Source organism: Massilia aquatica, assembly GCF_011682045.1.
Classification (GTDB): domain Bacteria; phylum Pseudomonadota; class Gammaproteobacteria; order Burkholderiales; family Burkholderiaceae_D; genus Telluria_A; species Telluria_A aquatica.
Window position 1 is genome coordinate 1 of sequence record NZ_VVIW01000005.1, and the last position, 23785, is coordinate 23785.

The 23785-nt window shown below is 65.1% G+C and carries 15 protein-coding genes and 1 tRNA gene; 4 read left to right on the plus strand and 12 right to left on the minus strand.

Annotated features, from left to right (window positions below):
* Positions 1–320: 320 nt before the first annotated feature.
* The 5 genes from F1609_RS10715 to F1609_RS10735 form a co-directional block, all read right to left on the minus strand.
* Positions 321–1526: a leucine-rich repeat domain-containing protein gene (locus F1609_RS10715; RefSeq protein ID WP_167076439.1), complete on the minus strand. Its 1206-nt coding sequence runs from the start codon at positions 1524–1526 to the stop codon at positions 321–323.
* Positions 1516–2835: an SDR family NAD(P)-dependent oxidoreductase gene (locus F1609_RS10720; RefSeq protein ID WP_167076440.1), complete on the minus strand. Its 1320-nt coding sequence runs from the start codon at positions 2833–2835 to the stop codon at positions 1516–1518. The genes F1609_RS10715 and F1609_RS10720 overlap by 11 nt, the downstream gene beginning before the upstream one ends.
* 41 nt (positions 2836–2876) lie before the next feature.
* Positions 2877–2947, minus strand: a tRNA-Gly gene (locus tag F1609_RS10725).
* A 66-nt stretch (positions 2948–3013) separates the two neighbouring features.
* Positions 3014–3967: a DUF3616 domain-containing protein gene (locus F1609_RS35050; protein WP_167076441.1), complete on the minus strand. Its 954-nt coding sequence runs from the start codon at positions 3965–3967 to the stop codon at positions 3014–3016.
* Positions 3968–4005: 38 nt separating this feature from the next.
* Positions 4006–5028 carry a transporter gene (locus F1609_RS10735; RefSeq protein ID WP_167076732.1) on the minus strand — a complete coding sequence of 341 codons (1023 nt, stop codon included), beginning with the start codon at positions 5026–5028 and terminating at the stop codon, positions 4006–4008.
* 220 nt (positions 5029–5248) lie between these two features.
* Between F1609_RS10735 and rdgB the strand changes: the two genes are divergently transcribed.
* Together rdgB and hemW are read left to right on the plus strand one after the other, a co-directional pair.
* Positions 5249–5833 carry an RdgB/HAM1 family non-canonical purine NTP pyrophosphatase gene (rdgB, locus tag F1609_RS10740; protein ID WP_167076442.1) on the plus strand — a complete coding sequence of 195 codons (585 nt, stop codon included), beginning with the start codon at positions 5249–5251 and terminating at the stop codon, positions 5831–5833.
* Positions 5830–7068, plus strand: coding sequence for a radical SAM family heme chaperone HemW (hemW, locus tag F1609_RS10745; RefSeq protein WP_167076443.1), 1239 nt, complete (start codon positions 5830–5832; stop codon positions 7066–7068). Before rdgB ends, hemW begins: the two co-directional genes overlap by 4 nt.
* A gap of 146 nt (positions 7069–7214) precedes the next feature.
* Here the strand turns inward: hemW and F1609_RS10750 are convergent, their stop codons facing one another.
* From F1609_RS10750 to F1609_RS10760, 3 genes are all read right to left on the minus strand, one after another.
* Positions 7215–8813, minus strand: coding sequence for a methyl-accepting chemotaxis protein (locus tag F1609_RS10750; protein WP_167076444.1), 1599 nt, complete (start codon positions 8811–8813; stop codon positions 7215–7217).
* A 175-nt stretch (positions 8814–8988) separates the two neighbouring features.
* Positions 8989–10608: a methyl-accepting chemotaxis protein gene (locus F1609_RS10755; protein WP_167076445.1), complete on the minus strand. Its 1620-nt coding sequence runs from the start codon at positions 10606–10608 to the stop codon at positions 8989–8991.
* 242 nt (positions 10609–10850) lie between these two features.
* The gene (locus F1609_RS10760; protein WP_167076438.1) at positions 10851–11264 is read right to left on the minus strand and encodes an MCP four helix bundle domain-containing protein; all 414 of its coding nucleotides are present in this window, start codon (positions 11262–11264) and stop codon (positions 10851–10853) included.
* A 378-nt stretch (positions 11265–11642) separates the two neighbouring features.
* On the opposite strand from F1609_RS10760, the gene F1609_RS10765 reads away from it, so the two are divergent.
* Both F1609_RS10765 and F1609_RS10770 read left to right on the plus strand, forming a co-directional pair.
* Positions 11643–14765, plus strand: a complete 3123-nt coding sequence (locus tag F1609_RS10765) for a response regulator (protein ID WP_167076446.1) — start codon at positions 11643–11645, stop codon at positions 14763–14765.
* Positions 14762–17314 (plus strand): GGDEF/EAL domain-containing response regulator, encoded by a 2553-nt coding sequence (locus tag F1609_RS10770; RefSeq protein ID WP_167076447.1) that lies wholly within the window; start codon positions 14762–14764, stop codon positions 17312–17314. Before F1609_RS10765 ends, F1609_RS10770 begins: the two co-directional genes overlap by 4 nt.
* Here F1609_RS10770 and F1609_RS10775 read toward each other — a convergent pair.
* The 4 genes from F1609_RS10775 to F1609_RS10790 form a co-directional block, all read right to left on the minus strand.
* The gene (locus tag F1609_RS10775) at positions 17304–18098 is read right to left on the minus strand and encodes a substrate-binding periplasmic protein (protein WP_167076448.1); all 795 of its coding nucleotides are present in this window, start codon (positions 18096–18098) and stop codon (positions 17304–17306) included. The two genes, F1609_RS10770 and F1609_RS10775, sit on opposite strands and share 11 nt — an antisense overlap.
* Before the next feature lie 97 nt (positions 18099–18195).
* Positions 18196–19152, minus strand: a complete 957-nt coding sequence (locus F1609_RS10780; RefSeq protein WP_167076449.1) for a M28 family peptidase — start codon at positions 19150–19152, stop codon at positions 18196–18198.
* A 54-nt stretch (positions 19153–19206) separates the two neighbouring features.
* Positions 19207–20616, minus strand: a complete 1410-nt coding sequence (locus tag F1609_RS10785) for an efflux transporter outer membrane subunit (RefSeq protein WP_229421806.1) — start codon at positions 20614–20616, stop codon at positions 19207–19209.
* On the minus strand, positions 20609–23770 hold the full coding sequence (locus tag F1609_RS10790; RefSeq protein WP_167076450.1) for an efflux RND transporter permease subunit: 3162 nt from the start codon (positions 23768–23770) through the stop codon (positions 20609–20611). Before F1609_RS10790 ends, F1609_RS10785 begins: the two co-directional genes overlap by 8 nt.
* Positions 23771–23785: the final 15 nt, after the last annotated feature.

Consider the following 23785-nt stretch of genomic DNA (forward strand, 5'->3'; position numbering starts at 1 on the left):
CCGCAAACACACCGTGCCACGTTCGATCATTCGACTATAGAGCAGTGATCCGGTCTTGCAAAGCCGCTTATCACCGAACTCCCCGATGCAAGGAGCATCGGCTACCAACATTGTCGCCTCCATCGCCGCCTCCACAATCTGACATTATCGCTTCGACATACGCCAACGACGAAGGTTGCAGAAATGTGGGTACACAGTAGCGCCTTCGCGGGGACGACGTTTTCGGGTTAGCGCTGCAGATCGGCAGCTGCGGCTATAACACTACCGTAATACACCTGAACGTCTGCTCTTCCTCCGCCATCTCCCGCCCGAACCGCCCTTCAGCGATACACACTCCTGATCAACGCCCGGTCCGGTGAAACCGGAAGATCGCCAAGCTCCACCCGGTTGCGCGCCAGGCGCTCGGCCAGCGCCTCGGGCAGGCTGCCATCGACCAGCAGGCGGCCCAGATGCCGGTTGCCGCACAAGGCTTTGTCCAGCGCTTCCAGCCCTTGAGCCGTCACGCCGTTGCGCGTCAAATCCAGGCTGCGCAAGGTGCGCGATGCCGACAGCATGTCCAGCGCGTACCCGACCCCTTGATCGCCGATGCGATTGGCCGACGACCCCAGCACCCTGGTGGAAGGCGCATAGCCCAGGCTGAGGCTTTCGATGGCGGGATGCCCCCGCAGCGCCTGGAACAAGGCCCTGGCGCCCTCCGGGCCGATGCCGTTGCTGGCCAGTTCCAGTGTCCGCACACTACGGTTCACATGCAGCGCTTCGGCCAGCATGGCCGCGCCTTCGTCCCCCAGGCGATTGACGCTCAGGTAGAGCGCGGTGACGTGCGGCGCTTCGCGCAGCAGCCGGGACAAGGCTGCGGCGGCGCCCGGCCCCAGGCCGTTGCCGCTCAGGTACAGGGTGTGCATGGTGCGGTTATCGGTGCACAAGGCATCGACGATGGCGTCCAGGCCCGCAGTGCGCAGATCGGTATTGACGAGGTCGAGCACGCCCAGGTGCCGATTGCTGCGCAGCATCTGCGCGATGCTGGCAGCGCCCTCCGGTCCCAGCGGATTGCGCTTCAACCACAGGCCGGTAAGCTGCGCGTTCTGTGCCAGCGCTGCGCCAAGACCGCGCGCTCCCACGGGGCCAATGTTGTTGCAGCCCAGGTAGAGCACCTGCAGATGGGCGTTCTTGTCCAGCAACTGGGCCACCGCGTGCGCCCCGCTATCGCCAATCGCGTCGGTGCCCAGCATGAGGCTGCGCACCTGGGTGTTGCCCTCCAGCGCCTGCGCGATCCGCAGGCAGTTGTCGGTGCCCAGGCTTTGCTTGCAGAGGTCCAGCCGGCCATCGTCCAGCACGGCGCCACGGGGAAAGTACTGGCTGCCTTGCAGCGCTTGATTGGCGCTCAGGTAGGCCAGCAAGGGCGCCAGCTCGGCTGCGTCGCACGGCGTGATCTCGACGCGATGGACCGGGCATTGCACGGCGCTGGCGTCTTGGGCATCCGGAGCGGCGCCGGGCTGGCGCGGCGGCAGCGAGGGTTCACCAGGCATAGGGTTCGTAATCCTTGAGGAAATGGCCGAACAGGGGCGTGTCGGGCTCGTTGATGCCGCGCATGATCGGATCGATCAGGCGCGCCATGCCGTCGATGACGTCGAGCGGCGGGTAGAAGTGCTGTTCCTGCCGCATCCGTTCGGCCTTGGGATAGGGATTTTCGTCGGTAATCCAGCCCGTGTCCACGGCGTTCATGTAGATGCCGTCGCGCGCCCAATCCTGGGCGCTGGTGCGCACCAGCATGTTCAACGCGGCCTTGGCCATGTTGGTATGCGGATGGAACGCGGTCTTGTCCTGCCGGTTGAACTGCCCTTCCATGGCCGACGCCTGGACCACGAAGCGCCGCTGGTTAGGCGAGCGCAGCAGCGCGGGACGAAGGCGCGAGGTCAGCAGGAAGGGCGCGATCGCATTGACCACTTGCACTTCCACCAGTTCCAAGGTGGATACATCGTGCAGCCGCTGCGACCATGAATTGCTGGGCCGCTTGTCGAGCGCCTGCCCATAGCTGTCCTGCTCGTTGCGCAAGAAGAAGTTTTCGTAGCCCGGCAGCTGCCCGAGGTACTGGCTGCTTGCCTCCAGCAGCCACGGGGTGGGCTCGGCGGCCATCAGGGCGGCGTAGAATTCGCGCGGGCGCTTGATGGTCTGCGCCGCGTTGTTGATGATGATGTCGAGGTGGGGCAGGTCGCGGCACAGGGTGTCGGCCAGGGCCTCGACCGACGCGATATTGCGCAGGTCCAGTGCTTCCAAGGTCAGCCGGTCGCGCCATGCGGCGGCATCCGGTTCGCCCAGGAAGCGCCGCTCGGCGTCGCGCGGGAAACGCGTGGTGACGATCACGCGGGCGCCGTCGCGCAGCAGGCGCAATGCCGTTTCGAAGCCGATTTTGATGCGCCCGCCTGTCACCAGCGCCACATAGCCGCCCAGGTCGGCGCGTTGCTCGCGCTTGGCCCAGTTCTTCGCTGCGCATACGGGGCACAGCAGGTGATAAAAGTGGTGCAGTTCGTGATAGGTCTGCTTGCAGACATAGCAGCGCTGGGAACGCAAGGTGCTGCCGCCGTGCTGCGGCGGCGGCAACAGCAACAGCGCTGGTGTTGCTTGCTGTGCCTGCACCATGCCGGTTTGCAGGCGGGCCTGGTGAAACTGCGCCGTGGATAATTCCGTGCGCGCCTGGCGCTGCTCGCGCTTGGCCGTTTTTTGTATTTTGGCAATCAGCGCCTTGAAACGCGGATGCGCGTTCATCCGCGACGGCTGGTCCGCGATGGCTTGCAGTACACGCAGCGTGGTGGCAAGGTCCTCGTTTGTGAAAGTCATCGCAAAGTCTGTAGAAAAAACGGCCATCGAACCATGGCGGGGAAAGCCGACCGGGGTCGAACCGGCACCTTTTGCATGGCATGCAAACACGCTTCCATTACGCCACGACTTTCCGCTGTCATTGTAGCATTTTCGGCAATTGCGGCGGCTGGACCAGGCGTTGCATCGGCCCGCAGCGCTAAAGAACGACCGTGATGCTGCGGAAGGTTTGCTCTTGCTCCGCCATCTCCTTCACATGCGGCCCGCCATCGTCGCTCAGGATCTGCACCTTGCGCGTCCCGGGAATGGCAAACAGCGCTTCCGGCCGCACATCGTCAAAATCCTCGTGCACCAGCTGCTCCGGCGCGTCCCCGGCCTTGCCCGACCACCGATACAGCGCAAACTCCCCATGATCTGCCGGCGGTCCCGCCACGATCATGTAGGCCAGTCCCACCAGCTCCATGCTGCGAATCGCCATCCCGCCCAGATCGAGTTCGAACGCCTCGCCAAACGCGGCCCGCTCGCCCTCGACCACCTTTTCCGGGTTCAGCAAATGCACCACCAGCGCCTTGCCTTCGGGCGCCGGATTGCGTAAGCCGATGAGCAGCGTGCCTTCCGGCGTGGCCGCCAGCCCCTCGATATTGAAAGCGCCATCGGCTTCCGGCGTCATTCCGGAGGCCTGTGCAAGCGGATATTTTTTCAACTGCACGGACGCGATCATATCGTCCAGCAGGCCGCTGTAGGCCTTGCCGACCGGTTGCAGGCGCGCCTTTTCTTTACCATTCGCCTTGCCCGCCTCGGTCGCAAAAAACCGGAAACGGCGTTCCTGCACCTCGCCCTTCTTGTTGCGGCCGTGCGAGGTAATCCAGTAAATCCGCTCACCGATGGTGGCCGCGCCTTCCAGGTCCGATTCCTTGTTCTTCCTGGTGCCCAAAAATTCCGACAGGTCGACCACCTCCACCGCATCAGCCACGCCGCGCTGGTAGATTTTGAGCTGGTTGCGTTCGTCGTTGGCGACCACGAACAGGTCTTCCCCGAGCGCGGCGGCGGCCGAGGCGTCGCACATGCCGCGATAGGTAAAATGGTCTTCCAGTCTGGCGTGCAGCGCGTCCGCGATCAGGGTGGCGCTGGTGCCTTCTTTGTGCTGTGTCACGTCATTCTCCGGCGTTTGTCAAAACGCCATCATAGAGGCTAACGCAGGCGCCGCGCCGCACGCGTGACCAGCCAGCCCGCCACCACCGTAAACGTCGCAATGATGCCGGCGATGATCCAGAATCCGGCCGGGTGGTGCGACAGCGGAATGCCGCCCACGTTCATGCCCAGCATGCCCGCGATGATATTAATGGGCAGCGCCAGTACCGTCACGATGGTCAGGATAAACAGGCTGCGGCCGGTCTCCTCGCTGACGCGGGCGGCGATTTCTTCCTGCAGCAGCTTGATGCGTTCCTGCAGCGACGACATGTCGCTCAGCACCACCGAGAATTCCTCGGTCGCTTCGCGCAGCTCCTGGGTATCGAGATCGGCCATCCACGAGGGCGGGCGTTGCAGGAGCCGGAACAGGGCGGCCGGTTCCGGCGCCAGCAGGCGTTGCAGGCGCACCAGCACGCGCCGCATGGCGCCCAGGTCTTCGCGCCTGGCGGTGGGGCGGTCGGCCAGCAGCTTGTCTTCGATGTCGTCGACCCGTTCGACGGCCTCGCGCACGATTTTCACCAGCACGTCGGCCTGGTCGCGCAGCAGGTGGATCAGCAGTTCGACCGAGGAACGTACCGGCTCGCCCTGGCGCACCGCCTGGCGCACGCGCTCGATCGACTGCAAGGGCTTGCGGCGGGCGCTGACGACGACATTGCGCGCCACGCTGACCCACAGGGTGGAAATGTCGGATTCTTCGAACGAAAAATTGTGCAGCACATCGTTGACCACCGCGATCAGGGTGTCTTCGGCCAGTTCGATGCGGGTCGAGCGCGAGCCGGTGTGCAGCGTTTCGTAGAATTCGTCGGCCAGGTTGGCGTGCGTGGTCAGCCACTTTTCGCTGGCGGCGTTCGACAGGTTGAAGTGCAGCCAGATGAACTGCGATGGATTGTTGGCCGCGTGGTCGCGCATCCAGGCCAGCGCCGCGGCCGAATCGACCGCCAGCGCTTCCGGCGTGACGCCGAACAGATAGCCCCACACCAGCCCCGAAGGGTCGGAGCCATAGCTTTGTCCGGCTTTTTCCACCTCAAGCAAGGCAGCCCCCGGGGCGCATGTTTGCGTCAAGGTTAAGTTGCGCTGCTGTCGCCATCGGATTTCCACCGTCAATTTAAGATGCCGATATAGTACAGTGTTTGCCCCGCAAAATCCCGCAAAAGCGGTGCCGGGATTGGTGCGGCCCGCAATGGCGCTAAAATACGCCTTTGCGGATGCCGCTGGCATCCATCACCGGCCAGACCAGACTCTTATGACCCAACGCCTCATCCTCGCTTCCAACAACGCCGGCAAACTCAAGGAGTTTGGCGACATCCTCGCACCCCTGGGCTTTACCCTGCACGCGCAGGGCGAATTCGACGTCCCTGAAGCCGAGGAACCGTTCGCCACGTTTGTGGAAAACGCGCTCGAAAAAGCCCGCCACGCTTCGCGCCTGACCGGTTTGCCGGCCCTGGCCGACGACTCCGGGGTGTGCGTCAATGCCCTGGGCGGCGCGCCCGGTGTGTGGTCGGCGCGTTTTGCCGGCGAACCGAAGTCGGATGCGCGCAACAACCAGAAGCTGATCGCCGACCTGGAAGCGCACGCCGACAAATCGGCCTACTACTACTGCGTGCTGGTGTATGTACGCCACGCCGACGACCCGCAGCCGGTCATCGCCGACGGCCGCTGGAATGGCGAAATCGTGGCCGAAGCGCGCGGCACCGGCGGGTTTGGCTACGATCCGCATTTCTTCATCCCTTCGCTCGGCAAGTGCACCGCCGAACTGACGCCGCTGGAAAAGAACGCGCTGTCGCACCGCGGCCAGGCCCTGCGCGCGCTGGTAGAGAAGCTGAAATGATTCCGATCAAAGTCGCGGGCAGCGCCGTCAAGACCGAACCGCGCTCGCCGGCCGCCAGCGCGCTGCAATACCTGCAACCGGGCGCCCTGAACCTGGCTGCGCTGCCGCCGCTGTCGCTGTACATTCATTACCCGTGGTGCGTGAAGAAGTGCCCTTACTGCGACTTCAACTCGCACGAGGCGCGCGGCGAGCTGCCGGAAGAAGAATACCTGGACGCGCTGCGGCTCGACCTGGAGCAGTCGCTGCCGCTGATCTGGGGCCGCAAGATCTACACCATCTTCATTGGTGGCGGCACGCCGAGTCTGATGTCGGCCAAGGGCCTGGACCGGCTCATGTCCGACGTGCGCACCTTGCTGCCGCTGGACGTGGACGCCGAAGTGACCATGGAAGCCAATCCGGGCACCTTCGAAGCGGAGAAGTTCAAGTCGTTCCGGGCCAGCGGCATCAACCGCCTGTCGATCGGCATCCAGAGCTTTAATGGCAAGCACCTCAAGGCGCTGGGCCGCATCCATGACGACAACGAGGCCAGGCGGGCGGTCGAGATCGCGCATGCGAATTTCGACAACTTCAACCTGGACCTGATGTACGCCTTGCCGACCCAGACCCTGGAAGAGGCGCGGCTCGACCTGGAGACGGCGCTGTCGTTCGCGCCGCCGCATTTGTCGCTGTACCACCTGACGATGGAGCCGAACACGCTGTTCGCCAAGTATCCGCCGGCGCTGCCTGATGACGACGCCAGCGCCGACATGCAGGACATGATCGCGCTCGGGACGGCGGCGGCGGGGTACGGACATTACGAAGTGTCGGCGTACGCGCAGCCGGGCCGGCGCGCGAAGCACAATGTGAATTACTGGGAGTTCGGCGATTACCTGGGCATAGGCGCTGGCGCGCATTCCAAGATCTCGTTCCCGCACCGGGTGTTGCGCCAGGCGCGCTACAAGCAGCCGAAGGCGTTCATCGAGGCGGCGCGGGCGGGTAATCCGGTGCAGGAAGAGCGCGAGATCGGACGCGCGGATATGGGTTTCGAGTTCATGCTCAACACCCTGCGCCTGACCGGGGGCTTTTCACCGAACCTGTTCGGGGAACGCACCGGGATGGGGATCAATGCAATCGAGCAGACGCTCAATGCGGCCGAGGCCAAGGGCTTGATTTACCGCGATCACAAGATCATTCGGCCGACCGAATTGGGGCAGCGCTTTTTGAATGATTTGCAGGAGATGTTTTTGGGGGCTTGAGAAGCGTTCAGTTATTAATGCCACTCCTCTCATATCCGTCTTCCCCGCGAAGGCGGGGATCCATAGCACATTCGATATTCGGCGGTGCTATGGATCCCCGCCTACGCGGGGAAGACGGTTTTGCAGCTAGTGGGCGAACGCTGGCGTTAAGCCGCGAGTTTCAACGGCGCTTTTCCCGCCACCCGCTGCGGCCGTCCCGCCGTCGCCGCCAGCTTGAACCCGCCCGCCACATCGGCCAGGCGCGCCGCCTGTTCTTCCAGGCTGCCCGCCGCAGCCGCCGCTTCTTCCACCAGCGCCGCGTTCTGCTGCGTCACCTGGTCCATCTGCGCAATCGCTTCGTTCACCTGATCGATGCCGACGCGCTGCTCGTTACTGGCAGCCGTGATCTCCGACATGATGTCGGTCACGCGCGCCACGCTGTCGACCACTTCGCCGATCGTGGTACCGGCTTCCTGCACCAGGCGCGTGCCGTTGCTCACCTGCGCCACCGAGTCGCCGATCAGGCTTTTGATTTCTTTCGCCGCACCCGCCGAGCGCTGCGCCAGGGTGCGCACTTCCGACGCCACCACCGCAAAGCCGCGACCCTGCTCGCCGGCGCGCGCCGCTTCCACCGCCGCATTCAAGGCCAGGATATTGGTCTGGAACGCGATCGAGTCGATCACGCCGATGATGTCGACGATCTTGCGCGACGACGCTTCGATCGAGCCCATGGTGTCGACCACCTGGCCGACAATGGCGCCGCCCTTGCGCGCCACCTGCGAGGCGGCCAGCGCGAGCTGGTTGGCCTGCCGCGCGTTGTCGGCGTTCTGGCGCACGGTGGACGTCAGTTCTTCCATCGAGGCGGCGGTTTCTTCCAGCGAGCTGGCTTGCTGTTCGGTGCGCGCCGACAGGTCCAGGTTGCCGGCGGCGATTTCGGTCGAGCCGATGGCGATCGCGTTGGTCCCGCTCTGCACTTCCGACACCACCCGCGTGAGCGAGTCGTTCATGGCGTGCAGGGCGCGCATCAGGTCACCGATTTCGTCGCGCGAGGCCGGGCCGAATTCGGTGGTCAGGTCGCCGCTGGCGACCGTGCCGGCCACCGCCACGGCCGCTTTCAGCGGCACCGTGATCGAACGGGTGATGAGAAAAGCGCAGACGGCGCCGGTCAGCACCGCCAGGGTGCCGAGCACCAGCAGCAGTTGAATGGTGCGGGTGTTGGCCTTGTCGATCGCCAGCGCGGTATCGTCGATGGCCTTGCGCTGCATCGCCAGCATGTCCTGGATGCCGCTCTCGTAGGCCGCGGCGGCCGGCGTAAAGGTGCTGTTGAACAGCTGCTCGGTGACGGCCGGGTCGCCCGCTTTTTTCGATGCCATGACCTGCTCCTTGGCCGCCTGGAAGGTGGCGCGCAGGGCCTGGATCGACTTCATCATGGCTTTTTCTTCGTCGCTGGTGAGCAGCGGCTCGATTTCCTTGATCAGCCCCGTGCTGCGCTTGACGCCTTCGCTGATGGTGCTGGCAAACGTAGTCGAGAGGGCGTCGTCGCTGCTGCGCGCGATCAGGGCGGTGCGGCCGACGGCGGCAAACACCATCACGTACCAGTCCGACACCAGGCGTTCCTTGCTCAGGGGCTGGGCCATCATCAATTCCGTCGCGCGCGCGTTGTCGCGCGCTGCGATGATGGCGTAAGCCGTGGAGACAATGGACAGTACCAGCACAATCGCGAAAGCGATGGCAAGGCGTGAGCCGATGCGGACGTTGGGGAACATGGTGTTTTTCCTGACAGGTGAAGAGGTATAGGTGCCGATCGGCAATTATCCTCCTCTCCCGGCAAGACGGGCCAGTCCATGAACTTTCTACATGGCAATTCCGGCTGGATTGTTGTTTCTATTCAACATTTGCACGGACTTTGTTTAACAAAGCTGTGTATGAATGGCACGCTTGTCAGGCCGCCAACTTCAGTGCGGCCCTGGCCGGGGCACGCTGCGGGCGCGACGACGACGACGCGGACGAGGACGATCTTGCGGTCAGCTTGAAGCCGGCCGCCACGTCGGCCAGGCGCGCCGCCTGTTCTTCCAGGCTGCCCGCCGCAGCCGCCGCTTCTTCCACCAGCGCCGCATTCTGCTGCGTGACCTGGTCCATCTGCGCAATCGCCTCGTTGACCTGGTCGATGCCCACGCGCTGCTCGTTACTGGCGGCCGTAATTTCGGACATGATGTCGGTCACGCGGGCCACGCTGTCGACCACTTCGCCGATCGTGGTACCCGCCTCCTGCACCAGGCGCGTGCCGTTGCTCACCTGCGCCACCGAGTCGCCGATCAGGCCCTTGATTTCCTTGGCCGCACCGGCCGAGCGCTGCGCCAGGGTGCGCACTTCCGATGCCACCACCGCAAAGCCGCGACCCTGCTCGCCGGCGCGCGCCGCTTCCACCGCCGCATTCAAGGCCAGGATATTGGTCTGGAAGGCGATGCTGTCGATCACGCCGATGATGTCGACGATCTTGCGCGACGACGCTTCGATCGACTCCATGGTGTCGACCACCTGGCTGACGATCGCGCCACCCTTGCGCGCCACCTGCGAGGCGGCCAGCGCGAGCTGGTTGGCCTGCTGCGCGTTGTCGGCGTTCTGGCGCACGGTCGACGTCAGTTCTTCCATCGAGGCGGCGGTTTCTTCCAGCGAGCTCGCTTGCTGTTCGGTGCGCGCCGACAGATCCAGGTTGCCGGCGGCGATCTCGGTCGAGCCGATGGCGATCGCGTTGGTCCCGCTCTGCACTTCCGACACCACCCGCGTGAGCGAATCGTTCATGGCGTGCAGGGCGCGCATCAGGTCACCGATTTCATCGCGCGTGGTGGCGCCGAATTCGGTGGTCAGGTCGCCGCCGGCGACCGTGCCGGCTACCGCCACGGCGGCGCGCAACGGCCTGGTAATCGAGCGCGTGATCAGGAAGGCGCAGACGGCGCCGGTCAACACCGCCAGGGCGCCGAGCACGAACAGCAGCGTGATGGTGCGGCCGCTGGCTTGTTCGATCTGCGCGGCGGTGCTGTCGATCTCCTTGCGCTGCATCGCGAGCATGGCCTGGATGCTGTTCTGGTACGCGGTCGCCGCCGGCAGGAAGGTGCCGTTGAAAGCCTGTTCGGTGGCGGCGCTGTCGCCCGCCTTCTTGGCCGCCATGACCGCTTCCTTGGCCTTTTGATAGACGGCGCGGTTGGCCTGGATGGCCTTGACGGTCGCCTTTTCCTCGTCCGTGGTCAGGAGGGGTTCGATCTGCTTCATGATCTCGGTGTTGCGCTTGACGCTGTCGGCGATGGCGGCCGCGAACGTGGTCGAGAGGGTTTCGTCGCTGCTGCGCGCGATCAGGCTGGTGCGCACGATGGCCGAATAGGTCATCACATACCAGTCCGACATCATGCGTTCCTTGGCCAGCGGGTTCGCCATCATGCGTTCCGTGGCGCTGGCGTTGTCGCGTGCGGCGAGCATGGCGTAGCCGGTGGAGAGAATCGACAGAACCAGCACGATGGCGAAACCGATCGCTAGACGCGAACCGATGCGTACATTGGGGAACATGATGTTTTCCTGACAGTTGATGAGTTAATAATTCCGAGCGGCAATTATCCTCTTCTACAGGAAAGACTTCCAGCAAACGTGTCCAAATGGTCAATTACAAATCACAATGTTGTTTAGCGGCAACGACAAAAGCACGATCGGTCGATTTTCCGGGGCTGGTTTGCTGATTTTCAGTCAAGATACTTGGCTGATGATTATTACCTATGGGCGTTTTGCTATGTATTTATGCAATGGCCGGCCTGTCATGCCGCCAGCTTCAAGCGTGGCGTCGCGACTGCGGGGTGTGGGCGTGGTTTTGCCGCCGTGGTTCCCAGCTTGAAGCCCGCGGCCACATCGGCCAGGCGCGCCGCCTGTTCTTCCAGGCTGCCGGCCGCCGCCGCCGCTTCTTCGGCGCTGGCCAGCAGCGGTTCGAGTTTCTTGATCAACTCCGTGGTGCGCTTGACGCTGTCGGAGATGGGCGCCGCGACGGTGCTCGACAGGGTATTGTCGCTACTGCGGGCGATCAGCGCGGTGCGCGCGATTGCCGCGTAGGTATTGCCATACCAATCGGACATCAGGCGCTCCTTGGCCAGCGGCTCGGCCATCATGCGCTCGGTGGCGAGTGCGTTGCCGCGCGCGGCCATGATGGCGTATGCGGTCGATACCAGGGAGAGCAACAGAACAATGGCAAAACTGAGTGCGAGGCGTGAACCGATGCGGATAGCAGAGAACAGGATGTTTTCCTTCCAATGGACGGCGAGCGACGGCGAGCCCCGATTATCCGCCCGTAACGCTGTCCCGGTTCGTTGATATCTGGAAAATATTCAATGGACATGGCGTCGGTTGTTGTTGAACCGTGACAACGCCTGCCAGCCGGACCGTGGGCCTGGCGCCATCCCGGCGGCACCTGACGCTTGCACGCTGGCATCCCATCCGACTAGAATGAATCACTGGGCGCTAACATGGCGCGTCGGGCAAACTATTGCGCCATATCAAGGACATTGCGGGCGCATGCACAGCCTGCGAGCCGGGGATGTCCCTTGACCGGAGGGTCGATGTTCAGCACGCAAACGCTTGCCAGCCGCCTTCTCTACACCATGCTGCCGTGGTACCTGCTGCTGTCGGTGAGCATGACGGTGCTGCAACTCGGAATCCAGTATTTCTCGGTCAGCCGCGCCATCGCCAGCGACCTGGCCTCGCTCGGCCGCACTGTGGAACCGGGCGCGGCGCAAGCGTTGTGGGAGCTCGATACCGCCCGCCTGCGGGCCGTGGTGCGCGGCGTGCGCCAGAATGCGATTGTCACCGGGGTGCGGATCAGGAATGTCGACGGCCAGGAGCTCGTTGGCGACGGCGACCGTCCCGCTGTGCGCTCCGGCGCGGCGGGTTCGGCATTGCCGCGCTACCAGCAGGAAGAGGTGGCCTTGCGCTACACGGAGCGCGATAACCAGCAGCGCCTGATCGGTCATCTGGAACTGTATGCCAATGGCGACGTGTTGTGGGATCGCACCAAGTACAGCTTCTTCGTGGTGCTGTTCAATTCCGTGCTCGGCAGTACGCTGTTGTGGCTGATCGTATCCTGGACCATCAGCTATCGCCTCTCGCGCAGCGTAACCGCGGTCGCGCGCGGGGTGGCGCAGTGGCGCGCCGCGCACGGCGAGCGCCGGCCGGACAACATCGCCTACCCCTACCAGGACGAACTGGGCCAGCTGGTCGGCGCCCTCAACGATAGCCATGCGCAGCTGTTCGAACTGGTGCAGGAGCTCAAGGGCGTCAACCAGAACCTCGAGCACCTGGTGGCCGAACGCACCTTCGAATTGCAGCAGGCCAAGGACGCCGCCGAAGCGGCCAATCTGGCCAAGGGGCAATTCCTGGCCAATATGAGCCATGAAATCCGCACGCCGATGAACGCGATCCTGGGCATGCTTTACCTGGCGCTGAAAACCGAGCCGGCCCCGGCACTCCGGAATTACCTGGGCAAGGCGCAAAGCGCGGCGCTGTCGTTGCTTGGCATCATCAACGACATCCTCGACTTCGCCAAGATCGAAGCCGGCAAACTCGACATCGACATCATCCCGTTCAGCCTCGACGATGTGCTGCAACAACTGACCGACACGCTTGCATACCAGGCCGGGCAGAAAGGGGTCGAGTTCCTGATCCGCTACGATCCGGCCATCCCCTTGGTCCTGCTGGGCGACCCTTTGCGCCTGGGCCAGATCCTGCTCAACCTGTGCGGCAATGCGATCAAGTTTACCGAGCAGGGCGAAGTCGAACTGAGTTTTCGCGCCGTGTCCGGCAGCGACAGCGAGATCACCATCGACATGGCGGTGCGCGACACCGGCATCGGCATGTCGGCCCAGGTGCAGGGCGCCTTGTTTGCCAAGTTTACCCAGGCCGACCAGAGCACCACGCGGCGCTTCGGCGGTACCGGACTTGGCTTGGCGATCAGCAAGGAACTGGTCGAACTGATGGGCGGGCGCATCTGGATTGCGCACTCGGCGCCGGGGCAGGGCAGCACCCTGTGCTTCGAACTGACCCTGGCGCGCCCGGGGCCGGCGGCGCCGGCGCCGGCGCTGCTGGTCGATCCGGTCGGCCCCTTGCTCAAGGGTATCCGGGTGATGGTGGTCGACGACAGCCAGCCCGCGCGCGAGATCATGGCCGACATGCTGCGCTTCCTGCAGCTCGACGTGGCCGTGGCCGCCGATGGCGCCGAGGCGCTGTGCGCGCTGGCCGCCGCCGGCGCGCAACCGTTCGACCTGGTCCTGATGGATTGGCGCATGCCCGGCATGAACGGCGATGAAGTGACCCGCCTGCTGCGCGCCGATCCGCGCATCGTGGCGCCGCCCAAGGTGGTCATGCTGACCGCGTATGGCCGCGAAGATGTGTTCCGGCTGGCGCAGCAGGCGGGCGTGGATGGTTTTCTCATCAAGCCGGTCTCGCCCTCGACCCTGCTCGATGCGATGCTGTCGGTGCTGGGCCGCAAGCGCCTCCTGGACAACCATGGAAGCCGCCCGCCGGCCTTGCGCGCGCTCGCCTCCTGCTTTTCCGGCGTACGCCTGTTGCTGGTCGAGGACAACGATATCAACCGCGAGTTTGCAAGCGAGCTGTTGCGAAGCGAAGGCATCCTGGTGGACGAGGCGGCCAACGGCCGGCAAGCCGTCGAGATGGTCCGCAACGGCAGCTACGACGGCGTGCTGATGGATGTCCAGATGCCGGTGATGGACGGACTCGAGGCGGCGCGCCGGATCCGCGCCATGGCCGCCGGCGCCGACGGGGCGCGCTTCGCCGCACTGCCGATCATCGCCATGACCGCGCTGGCGATGGCCCATGACGCCGAGCAGAGCCGCGCGGCCGGCATGAACGACCATGTGACCAAGCCGATCGCGCCCGAGCGCCTGATGGCCACCCTGGGCCGCTGGGTACGCAGCGCGCCGCAAGCGGGGGCGCAAGCGGGGGCGCAAGCGGAGTCGCAAGCGGGGCCGCCGCCGGCGCCGGCGGCGTCCGATTTCCCCGCCGATTTGCTGGCGCTGGCCAGCCTGGACGCGCGCGAAGGCATCCGCCGCATCGGCGGCAAGGCCGCCGCCTACCGCCGCCAGCTGCTGCGCTTTCGCGAGCACTACGGCGACGCCGCCGCGCGCCTGGCGGCCATGCTGGCCGCGCCCGACCATGACAGCGCCGACGCGTTTTGCCATACCCTGCTCGGCGTGACCGGCAACCTGGGCGCGGGCGCCCTGTTTGCCCGGCTGGCCGCCATCAGTGCCAATCTCAAGCACGATACGGCCCCCGACGCGGCCGCGCTGGCGTCGCTGCACCAACTGCATGCCGCGCTGCTGGCCGACATCGACAGCCTGGCGCCCGCCGCCAGCCCCGCCAGCGCCGCCGGGCCGGCGCTGGCGGGCGCGCCCCTGCTTGGCCTGCTTGACCAGCTGAGCGACGCACTCAATTACGACCTGGGGCGGGCCGTCTTCTTGCTGGCGCAATTGCGCGCCAGTGCGGCCGGCACCGGCACCGCCGCCGCGATCGCCGCGATCGCCGACTGCGCCGACGCCTTCGACATTGAACAAGCCGTGGCCCTGACCCGCGCCCTGCGCCAGCAACTGAGCCAGGCCGGCCAGCCCGATCCCGAACCGCCGCGCCGCGCCGCCATCCCCTTCCCGCTGTCATCCGGAACTACGCCATGAATCGTTTCAGCCAACATCGCCCACGCATCCTGATTGTCGACGATGTCCACGACAACCTGCACCTGCTGATGAATATCCTGGGGGCGACCCACACCCTGACGGCCGCCACCTCGGGCCAGAAGGCGCTGGAACTGGCGCGCCGCACGCCGCAGCCGGAATTGATCCTGCTCGACATCAGGATGCCGGGCATGGATGGCTACGCCGTCCTGTCGAGCCTGAAATCGGACCCTGCGACCAGCCATATCCCGGTCATTTTCGTCTCCGCGCTGGACGACGCGGCCGACGTGGCCGGCGGCCTCGAACTGGGCGTGGCGGACTACATCACCAAGCCGGTCGACCCGGAATGGCTGCTCTTGCGCGTCAATACCCAACTGGCCTTGCAACGCTACCGCGCCGATACGGCCCAGTTCGAGGAGGAACCCGGCGCCGAGCCGGCCGCCGTGCCGAGCGTGCTGCTGGTCGACGACGTGCCGCAAAACCTGCACGGCCTGCTGGAAGGCTTGCGCGACGAGTACCGCATCATGCTGGCCGATTCGGGCGCCAGGGCCATCGCGCTGGTGCAGGGCGCGGCGCCGCCCGACCTGATTTTGCTCGACATCAGGATGCCCGGCATGGGCGGCCACGAGGTATGCCAGTACCTCAAGTCCTTGCCGGAGCACCACCGCATCCCGATCATTTTCGTCACCGTGGCCAACCAGGCGCAAGACAAGCTCAAAGGCTTCGCGCTGGGCGCGGCCGATTACATCACCAAGCCGTTCGATATCGAGGAAGTGCGCGCACGGATGCGCACCCACCTCGAACTGAGCCGGCTGCGGCGCCACCTCGAACGGCAGGTGGCCCAGCGCACCGCCTTGCTCCAGAAAAGCGAAGAAAAATACCGCATCCTGGCCGACTACTCGCCGAACTGGGAATACTGGCTGGCCGAGGACGGCAGCTACCTGTACGTCTCGCCGGCCTGCAGCGCCGTGTCCGGGTATGCGCCGGCTGACTTTTTCGCCGATCCCGGCTTGATGGAAAAAATCGTCGAGCCGGCCGACCTGGCGGCCTGGAAAGAGTGCTGGCCGGACTGCGGCCAGGCCGAAAGCGCGCCGTTCGCGTGCCGCATCCGCGCCGCCGATGGCAGCGAGCGCTGGGTCGAGCATGTGGCCAGGCGGGTGCGCGACGCCGCCGGCCAGGCGCGCGGCTGGCGCGGTTCGTACGCCAACATCACGCAGCGGCGCCAGGCCGAACAGCAGCTCGATATCGCCATCCACCGCGACGCCCTGACCGGCCTGTCGAACCGCGCCTTGTTCGGCGAATTGCTGGCGCACGCCGTCAAGCAGGCCGGGCATGCGCAATCGGAGTTCGCCCTGCTGTTCATCAACCTCGACAACTTCATGACGATCAACGAAAGCCTGGGGCACAGCGCCGGCGACCGCTTGCTGGTCGAGGTGGCCGCGCGCCTGCGCGCGCTGCTGCCCGGGGTGGAAGCGATCGCGCGCGTGGGCGGCGACGAGTTCAATATCGTGCTCGAGCACGAAGCGAACGCGCCTGGCGCCGACCTGCTGGCCCAGCGCATCATCGACGCCCTGTCGCTGCCGTACCAGCTCGACGGCACCAGCGCCTACGTCGGCGCCAGCATCGGTATTGCGCTGTATCCGGCCGACGGCGCCGATCTGGAAACCTTGCAAAGCAACGCCGCCGCCGCCCTGCACCAGGCCAAGGCCAAGGGGCCGGGGGGCTTGCGCTTTTTCTCGCCGGAGATGAGCGGGCGCGCCAGGGAGCGGCTGGCGCTGGAGGCGGACTTGCGCGGTGCGCTCGAACGGCGCGAGTTCTCGCTGCACTACCAGCCCCAGATGGACTTGCGCAGCGGCGAGCTGGCCGGCCTGGAAGCGCTGATCCGCTGGACCCATCCGGTGCGCGGGAACGTGGCGCCGGTCGCCTTCATCCCGCTGGCCGAGGAATGCGGCCTGATCGTCGAGCTGGGCGACTGGGTCCTGCGGACCGCCTGCCGCCAGATCCGCCGCTGGAGCGACGCCGGGCTGGCGCCGCGTCACACGGCGGTGAATATCTCGGCGGTGCAGCTGAGCCGCGGGCGCCTGCTCGACTCGGTCAGGTGCGCGCTCGACGAAGCGGGCATCGCGCCCGAACAGCTGGAACTCGAAATCACCGAAAGTTTCGTCATGCTCGAACGCGAACTGTCGTTCCAGTCGCTGGCCGACCTGCGCGCGCTCGGGGTGCGCCTGTCGATCGATGATTTCGGTACCGGTTATTCTTCGCTCGCCTATCTGCAGCAGCTGAAGGTCCACAAGCTCAAGATCGACATGTCCTTCGTGCGCGACATGATGAACAACAGCGGCAATGCGGCCATCGTGCGGGCCGTGATCGCGCTCGGACAAAGCCTGGGACTGGAAGTGATCGCCGAAGGCGTGGAACAGGCCGCGCAGGCACGTCACTTGCGCGAACTGGGCTGCGACGTGATGCAGGGCTACCTGTTCAGCCGTCCGCTGACCGGCGAAGACGCCACCACCTTCCTCGCCGGCGCCGGCAAAAGCACGCTCACTTTTTAGACGGACGCACCGCTTGAATGCTCAGCCTGGCCTTGAGTTTCTGCACATCGCCCGATTTGATCAGCAGGTCGACGATGGCGTTCATTTGTTCCACCGAGATGGGGCCGTCTTTCCTGACCAGGTTCGACAGCGCGACTTGCGAATCGTAGCGCTCGGCGACGATCAGTTGCTGGCGCACGCCGGGGTCGTTCATGTACTTCGCCATGATCACTTCGGGCACGATGCCGACATCGGCCCGGCCAGCCCGCACGAAGCGGATCACCCCTTCGTTGGAGCTGAACAGATAGGCGTTGAAGTGTTTCCAGATATAGGATTCGTCGGTGTTATTGTTAAATAGCTGGTAATGGTAGCCGCGCACGCCGGCCACGGTTTTCGTCGCCAGGTCGTCGAACACCTTGTGGCCGCCGAAGCGGTTGGCGCGGCGCGCGAAATAGATATCGCCGCTGGTGAAGATGGTTTTGGTGGGCAGCAGGTTGAGCTCCGGCCGGGTCCACAAGGTGGTACGCAAAGGATACACGTCGGCCTCCTTGTCGATGAAGACGCGGTCGACGCGCAGGCGCGGGTAGATGACCAGGTCGAACTGGAAGGTATCCTGCACCTCGTTCATGCGGTTGATGAAATCGGCCAGGTCGCCTGCGGGCACGTTGCGGCTGTCCAGGTACATCAGCTGGGCCCACGAATCGGTGGCGACCACGACCTTGATGCGCGCCTGTGCACTGGCCGTGCAGAACGCCATGCACAAGACCAGCAGGGAAGACGTCAGCAGCGTTCGAAAGTGGCTCACCGTGTACCCGCGTAAGGAGGATCTTGAGGCATAGCATACCGCGAAACCGGCGTTGATCCAAGGTGCTGCGTGCGGCGCGCAGGCCGCGCCGGGGGCGTCAGCGCCCTTGCAGCATCGTCCCGATCACGCTCGACATGCCCTCGACCACCCTGGACATGCTGGCGTAATCGAGTTTATCGGGCGTATCGGCGCTGGTGTGGTAGTGCGGGTAGCGCATGGTCGCGGTATCGGTGATCATGATCGCGCTGTAGCCCTCGAGGTTGTAGGAGGTGTGATCGGACCAGGTAACGCCGCGCACGAACGACGGCGCCGCCAGCGCCTGGGCGGGAAAGGACGAGGCATCGCGGAAGGCCGACACGGTCCTGCGCACCAGTCCCATCGAACCGAGGGTGCTGACGAAGCCGATGAAATTGCCCTGGTCGGGATAAAACGCGCCGATGCCGGGCGGGTAGCGCTGGCTGTTGCTGGCGTTGGAATAGTAACCGATGGTTTCCAGGATGAGTGCCGCTTCCACGTTCGCCGCGCGCGCCTTGAGTGCGCGCGCATGGCGGCGGCTGCCCATGCCCGGGCCGTTGTAGTAGGGTGGTTCTTCGTTTACGAACAGGACGAATTTGAGTTCCTTGCCGGCAGCCGGCACCAGGCCCTTGAGCAAGCGTGCCAGTTCCAGCACGGCGGCGGTGCCGCTGCCGTTATCGTTGGCGCCGGGGGTGCCGGGTGCGGAATCGTAGTGGGCGCCGACAATATAGATGCGTTCAGGCTGCTTGCCCGGAGCGGTGTTCGATATCGACACCTCTAGGTTGCGCACCTTGTGGCCATCGAAAACATACTCGTCGCGGCGCACCGTGTAGCCCTGGGCGGCGAGGGTCGATTCGATATACAGGGCGGCTTTTTCGAGTTCGGCGGGCGTACCGGTGTTGTGCTCGGTGGAAGCGATGGCGCGCACGTGGCTGGCCAGGCGTGCCGGCAAGTCGGCTTGCTGGGCGGCGCCCGCGCTGGCGCTGGCGGAAAGCAAGCACGCGGCGGCGATGACGGTTGTATTAAATAGCGTACACATGTGGTTTCCATGAATACCCCCCGCCGGTGTCAGACCTGGCACCGGCGGGGGAGTTTATTGCGGCACGGTCCAGCCGCCGCCGAGCACGCGGTACAGGGTGACCTGGTTTTGCAGGCGCTGCAAATTCGCCTGCACCGCCGCCTGTTCGGCCGAAAACACAGAGCGCTGGGCGTCGAGCAGGTCGAGGTAGCTCGACGCGCCGCTGCGGTAGCGCAGGTCCGACAGCTTGAAACGCTCGGCCTCGGCTTCGGCCACCGCGCGCTGCGCCCGCACCTGCTCGCCGAACGTGGCCTGGCCCGCCAGCGCGTCGGATACTTCGCGGAAGGCAGTCTGCACCGATTTTTCGTACTGCGCCACAGCGATCTCGCGCCCGGCCTTGGCGCTGCCCAGGTTGGCGCTGTTGCGGCCGTAGTCGAAGATCGGCAGCACCATCTGCGGCGCAAAGGTCCAGCCGTACGAGCCGCCCTTGAACAAGCCGCTCAACTCGTTGCTGGCGCTGCCCGCATTGCCGGTCAGCGTAATGCGCGGGAAAAATGCCGCGCGCGCAGCGCCAATGTTGGCGTTGGCGGCGATCAGCTGCTGCTCGGCGGCGCGGATGTCCGGGCGCACCGTCAGCAGGTCCGACGGCAGCCCGGCCGGCAGTTCGCTCAGCGACATCGCCGCCAGGGTGGTGCTGGTATCGGGCCCCGCCGGCAGGCTCTGGCCGACCAGCAGCGTGAGCAGATTCAGATCCTGCGCGCGCTGGCGCTGTTGCTGCGCCAGTACCACGCGGGCGCTGTCGACCAGCGACAATCCCTGCTGCAGGTCGAGCTTGGAGACCACGCCATTGTCGTATTTGAGCTGGATCAGCTTGAGCGACTCTTCGCGCGCGGACAAGGTTTTTTGGGTGAGGCCCAGCAGTTCTTCATCGGCCAGCAAACTCAGATACGCATTCGCGACCGAGGCCACCAGGCTGATATGGGTGCTCTTGCGCGCTTCTTCGCTGGCCAGGTACTGCGCCAGGCCGGCGTCGCTCAGGCTGCGCACGCGGCCGAACAGGTCGAGCTCGAACGAGCTCACGCCAATGCCGGCCGTGTAGACGCTGCTGATGCTGTCGTCCGGTCCCGGCGAGCGGCTGCCGGCCACGCTCAGGTTGAGCGACGGCAGGCGGTCGGCGCGGCGGATCTGGTACTGCGCGCGCGCCTGTTCGATGTTCAGGATCGCCACGCGCAAGTCGCGGTTGTTGGTCAGCGCCAGTTCGATCAACTGCTTCAGGCGCGCGTCGGCAAAGAAGCGCTGCCAGGCGATACTGGACGCCGCTTCGCTGCTGGCGCCGGCCAGCGGCGGCGCCTGCCCGAAGGCGCTCGCCGGGAAGGCGGGAGCGACGGGTGCCGCCGGCCGCTCGTACTTGGGCGCCATCGAGGCGCAGCCGGCCAAGGCCAGCGCGAGCGCCAGGGGAGTCAATCGGGTCATCAAATCAGTCATGTTTTACCTCTGCGATCGGCGCGGCGCCGTCTTCGTGCGCGTATTTCATGCGCTGGCGCTCGCTGCCCTTGAATAGTTTGCGCACCACCACGAAGAACACGGGGATGAAGAACACGCCCAGTGCGGTCGCGGTGATCATGCCGCCGGCCACGCCGGTACCGATGGCGCGCTGGCTGGCCGAACCCGCACCGCTGGCGATCACCAGCGGCATCACGCCGAGGATGAAGGCGAAGGAGGTCATCAGGATCGGACGGAAGCGCAGGTGGCACGCTTCGATGGCCGCTTCCACCAGCGGTTTGCCCTGCGCTTGCAGGTCCTTGGCGAATTCGATAATCAAGACCGCGTTCTTCGCGCCCAGGCCGATAATGGTAATCAGGCCGACCTTGAAGTACACGTCATTCGGAAAGCCCCGGCTGCCCGCCGCCAGCAGCGCGCCCAGCACGCCGAGCGGCACCACCAGCAGCACCGACACCGGAATCGACCAGCTTTCGTACAGCGCCGCCAGGGCCAGAAATACCGCCAGCAGGGCGAAGCCGAGCAGGATGAACACGGTCGAACCGGAGAGCTGTTCTTCGCGCGACTGGCCGGTCCATTCGAAGCCGAAGCCGGCCGGCAGTTCGGAGGCGATGCGTTCCATTTCGGCCAGCGCTTCACCGGTGCTGCGGCCCGGCGCGGCGTCGCCCGCGATACGCATGGTCGGGTAACCGTTGTAGCGCACCGTCTGCATCGGGCCGGTGATCCAGCGCGTCGTGGCGAACGACGACAGCGGCACTTGCTGGCCCTTGTTGTTGACGGCGTTCAGTTTGAGCAGGTCTTCCGGCTGCATGCGGTCCTTGGCGTCGGCTTGCACCACCACGCGTTGCAGGCGGCCGGCGTTCGGGAAGTCGTTCACGTACGAGGAACCGAGCGAGGTCGAAATGGCGGTGTTGATGGCGTCGAAAGTGACGCCCTGCGCATTGGCCTTGTCGCGGTCGATTTCGAGCTGCACTTGCGGCGCGTCTTCCAGGCCTTCCGGACGCACGCCGGCGAGAATCGGGCTCTTGCTGGCCGCGCCGAGCACCTGGCCGCGCGCCGCCAGCAGCGCTTCGCGTCCCAGTCCGCCACGGTCCTGCAGGCGGAACGAGAAGCCGGTGCTGCTGCCCAGTTCAGGAATCGGCGGCGGGCTGATGGCGAAGATGAAGGCGTCGCGCACTTTACTCATGCGGCCCGAGATGCGGCCGGCCACGTCGCTGGCGCTGTGGCCGGCGCCGCCGCGCTCTTTCCAGTTCTTGAGCGTGATGAAGCCGAGTGCCATGTTCTGGCCCGAACCCGAGAAGCTGAAACCCTGCACGCCGACCATGCTGGCCACTTCCGGCTGCGCGAGGATGAAGTCTTCGGCTTCGCGCAGCGCCTTGCCGGTGCGCTCCAGCGTGGCGCCAGGCGGCAGCTGGAAGTTGGCGATGATGTAGCCCTGGTCTTCGTTCGGCAGGAAGGAGTTCGGCAGGCGCACGAACAAGAGGCCCACCACGGCGACCAGCGCCACGAACACGATCATCGAGCGGCCGGTGTGGCGCAAGGTGGTGGCGACCCAGCCTTCGTATTTTTTGGCGGTGCGCGTGAAACCACGGTTGAACCAGCCGAAGAAACCGGTCTTGGCGTGATGGTGGCCGGCTTCCACCGGTTGCAGGAAGTGGGCGCACATGGCCGGCGTGAGCGAGAGCGCCATGAAGGCCGAGAAGATGATCGAGGTGACCATCACCGCCGAGAACTGGCGGTAGATGTTACCGACCGCGCCGGCAAAGAAGGCCAGCGGCACGAACACCGACACCAGCACCACGGTCACGCCGATGATGGCGCCCGAAATCTGGCCCATCGCCTTGCGCGTCGCTTCCAGCGGCGGCAAGCCTTCTTCGCTCATGATGCGCTCGACGTTTTCGACCACCACGATGGCGTCATCGACCACGATACCGATCACCAGCACCATGCCGAACATGGTCAGCACGTTGATCGAAAAGCCCATCGCCAGCAGGCAGGCCAGCGACCCAAGCAGCGCCACCGGCACCACGATGGTGGGAATGAGGGTGTAGCGGAAGTTTTGCAGGAACAGGTACATCACCAGGAACACCAGCACCACCGCTTCGACCAGGGTTTCCAGCACTTGTTTGATCGAGATCTCGACGAAGGCCGAGCTGTCGAACGGCACCGCGTATTTCATCCCGGGCGGGAAATACTTGGACAGTTCGGTCATGCGCGCGCGTACCAGCTTGGCCGTTTCCAGCGCGTTGCCGCTCGGGGCCAGCTGGATGCCGATACCGGTCGACGGCTTGCCGTTCAAACGGGCCGACGTGGAGTAGCTCTGGCCGCCGATTTCGATGCGCGCCACTTCCTTCAGGCGCACGGTGGAGCCGTCCGGATTGGCGCGCAGGACGATATTGCCGAACTGTTCGACGTTGGCCAGCTGGCCGGTGACGACCACGGTGGCGGTAATGGCTTGCCCGCCGATGTTCGGCAGGTCGCCAATGGTGCCCGAGGCGACTTGCGCGTTCTGGGTGCGGATGGCGTTGTTGACATCGGCCGGCGACAGGTTGAAGCCGACCAGCTTGGCCGGATCGATCCAGATGCGCATGGCTTTTTCGGTACCGAACAACTGGGCCTGGCCGACCCCGCGGATACGCTGGATTTCAGGGAGCACGGTGCGCGAGGCGTAGTCGCCGAGCGCGATCGGGTCCCATTTCGGATCGTCCGACGAGAGGATGGTAAACAGCAGGAAGTTGGAACGCGCTTTATCGACGCGCACGCCCTGCTGCACCACCGCCTGCGGCAGGCGCGGGGTGGCGCGGCCAAGGCGGTTCTGCACGTCGACCTGGGCCAGGTCGGCATTGGTGCCGGTCTCGAAGCTCAAGGTGATGGTGCCGGTGCCGTTGGCCTGGCTGTTCGATTCCATGTAGATCAGGCCGGGCGAACCGTTCATCTCGCGTTCGATCACGCTGATGACGCTGTCCTCCAGGGTCTGGGCCGACGCGCCCGGGTAGGCGGTGGTGACCACGATCGCCGGCGGCGCGACGGTCGGGTACTGGGCGATCGGCAGCTGGGTGATCGCCACCGCGCCGACAACCATGATGAATAATGCGATCACCCACGCAAAAATGGGGCGGTCAATAAAGAAACGAGCCATGAAGTAGTCCTGATT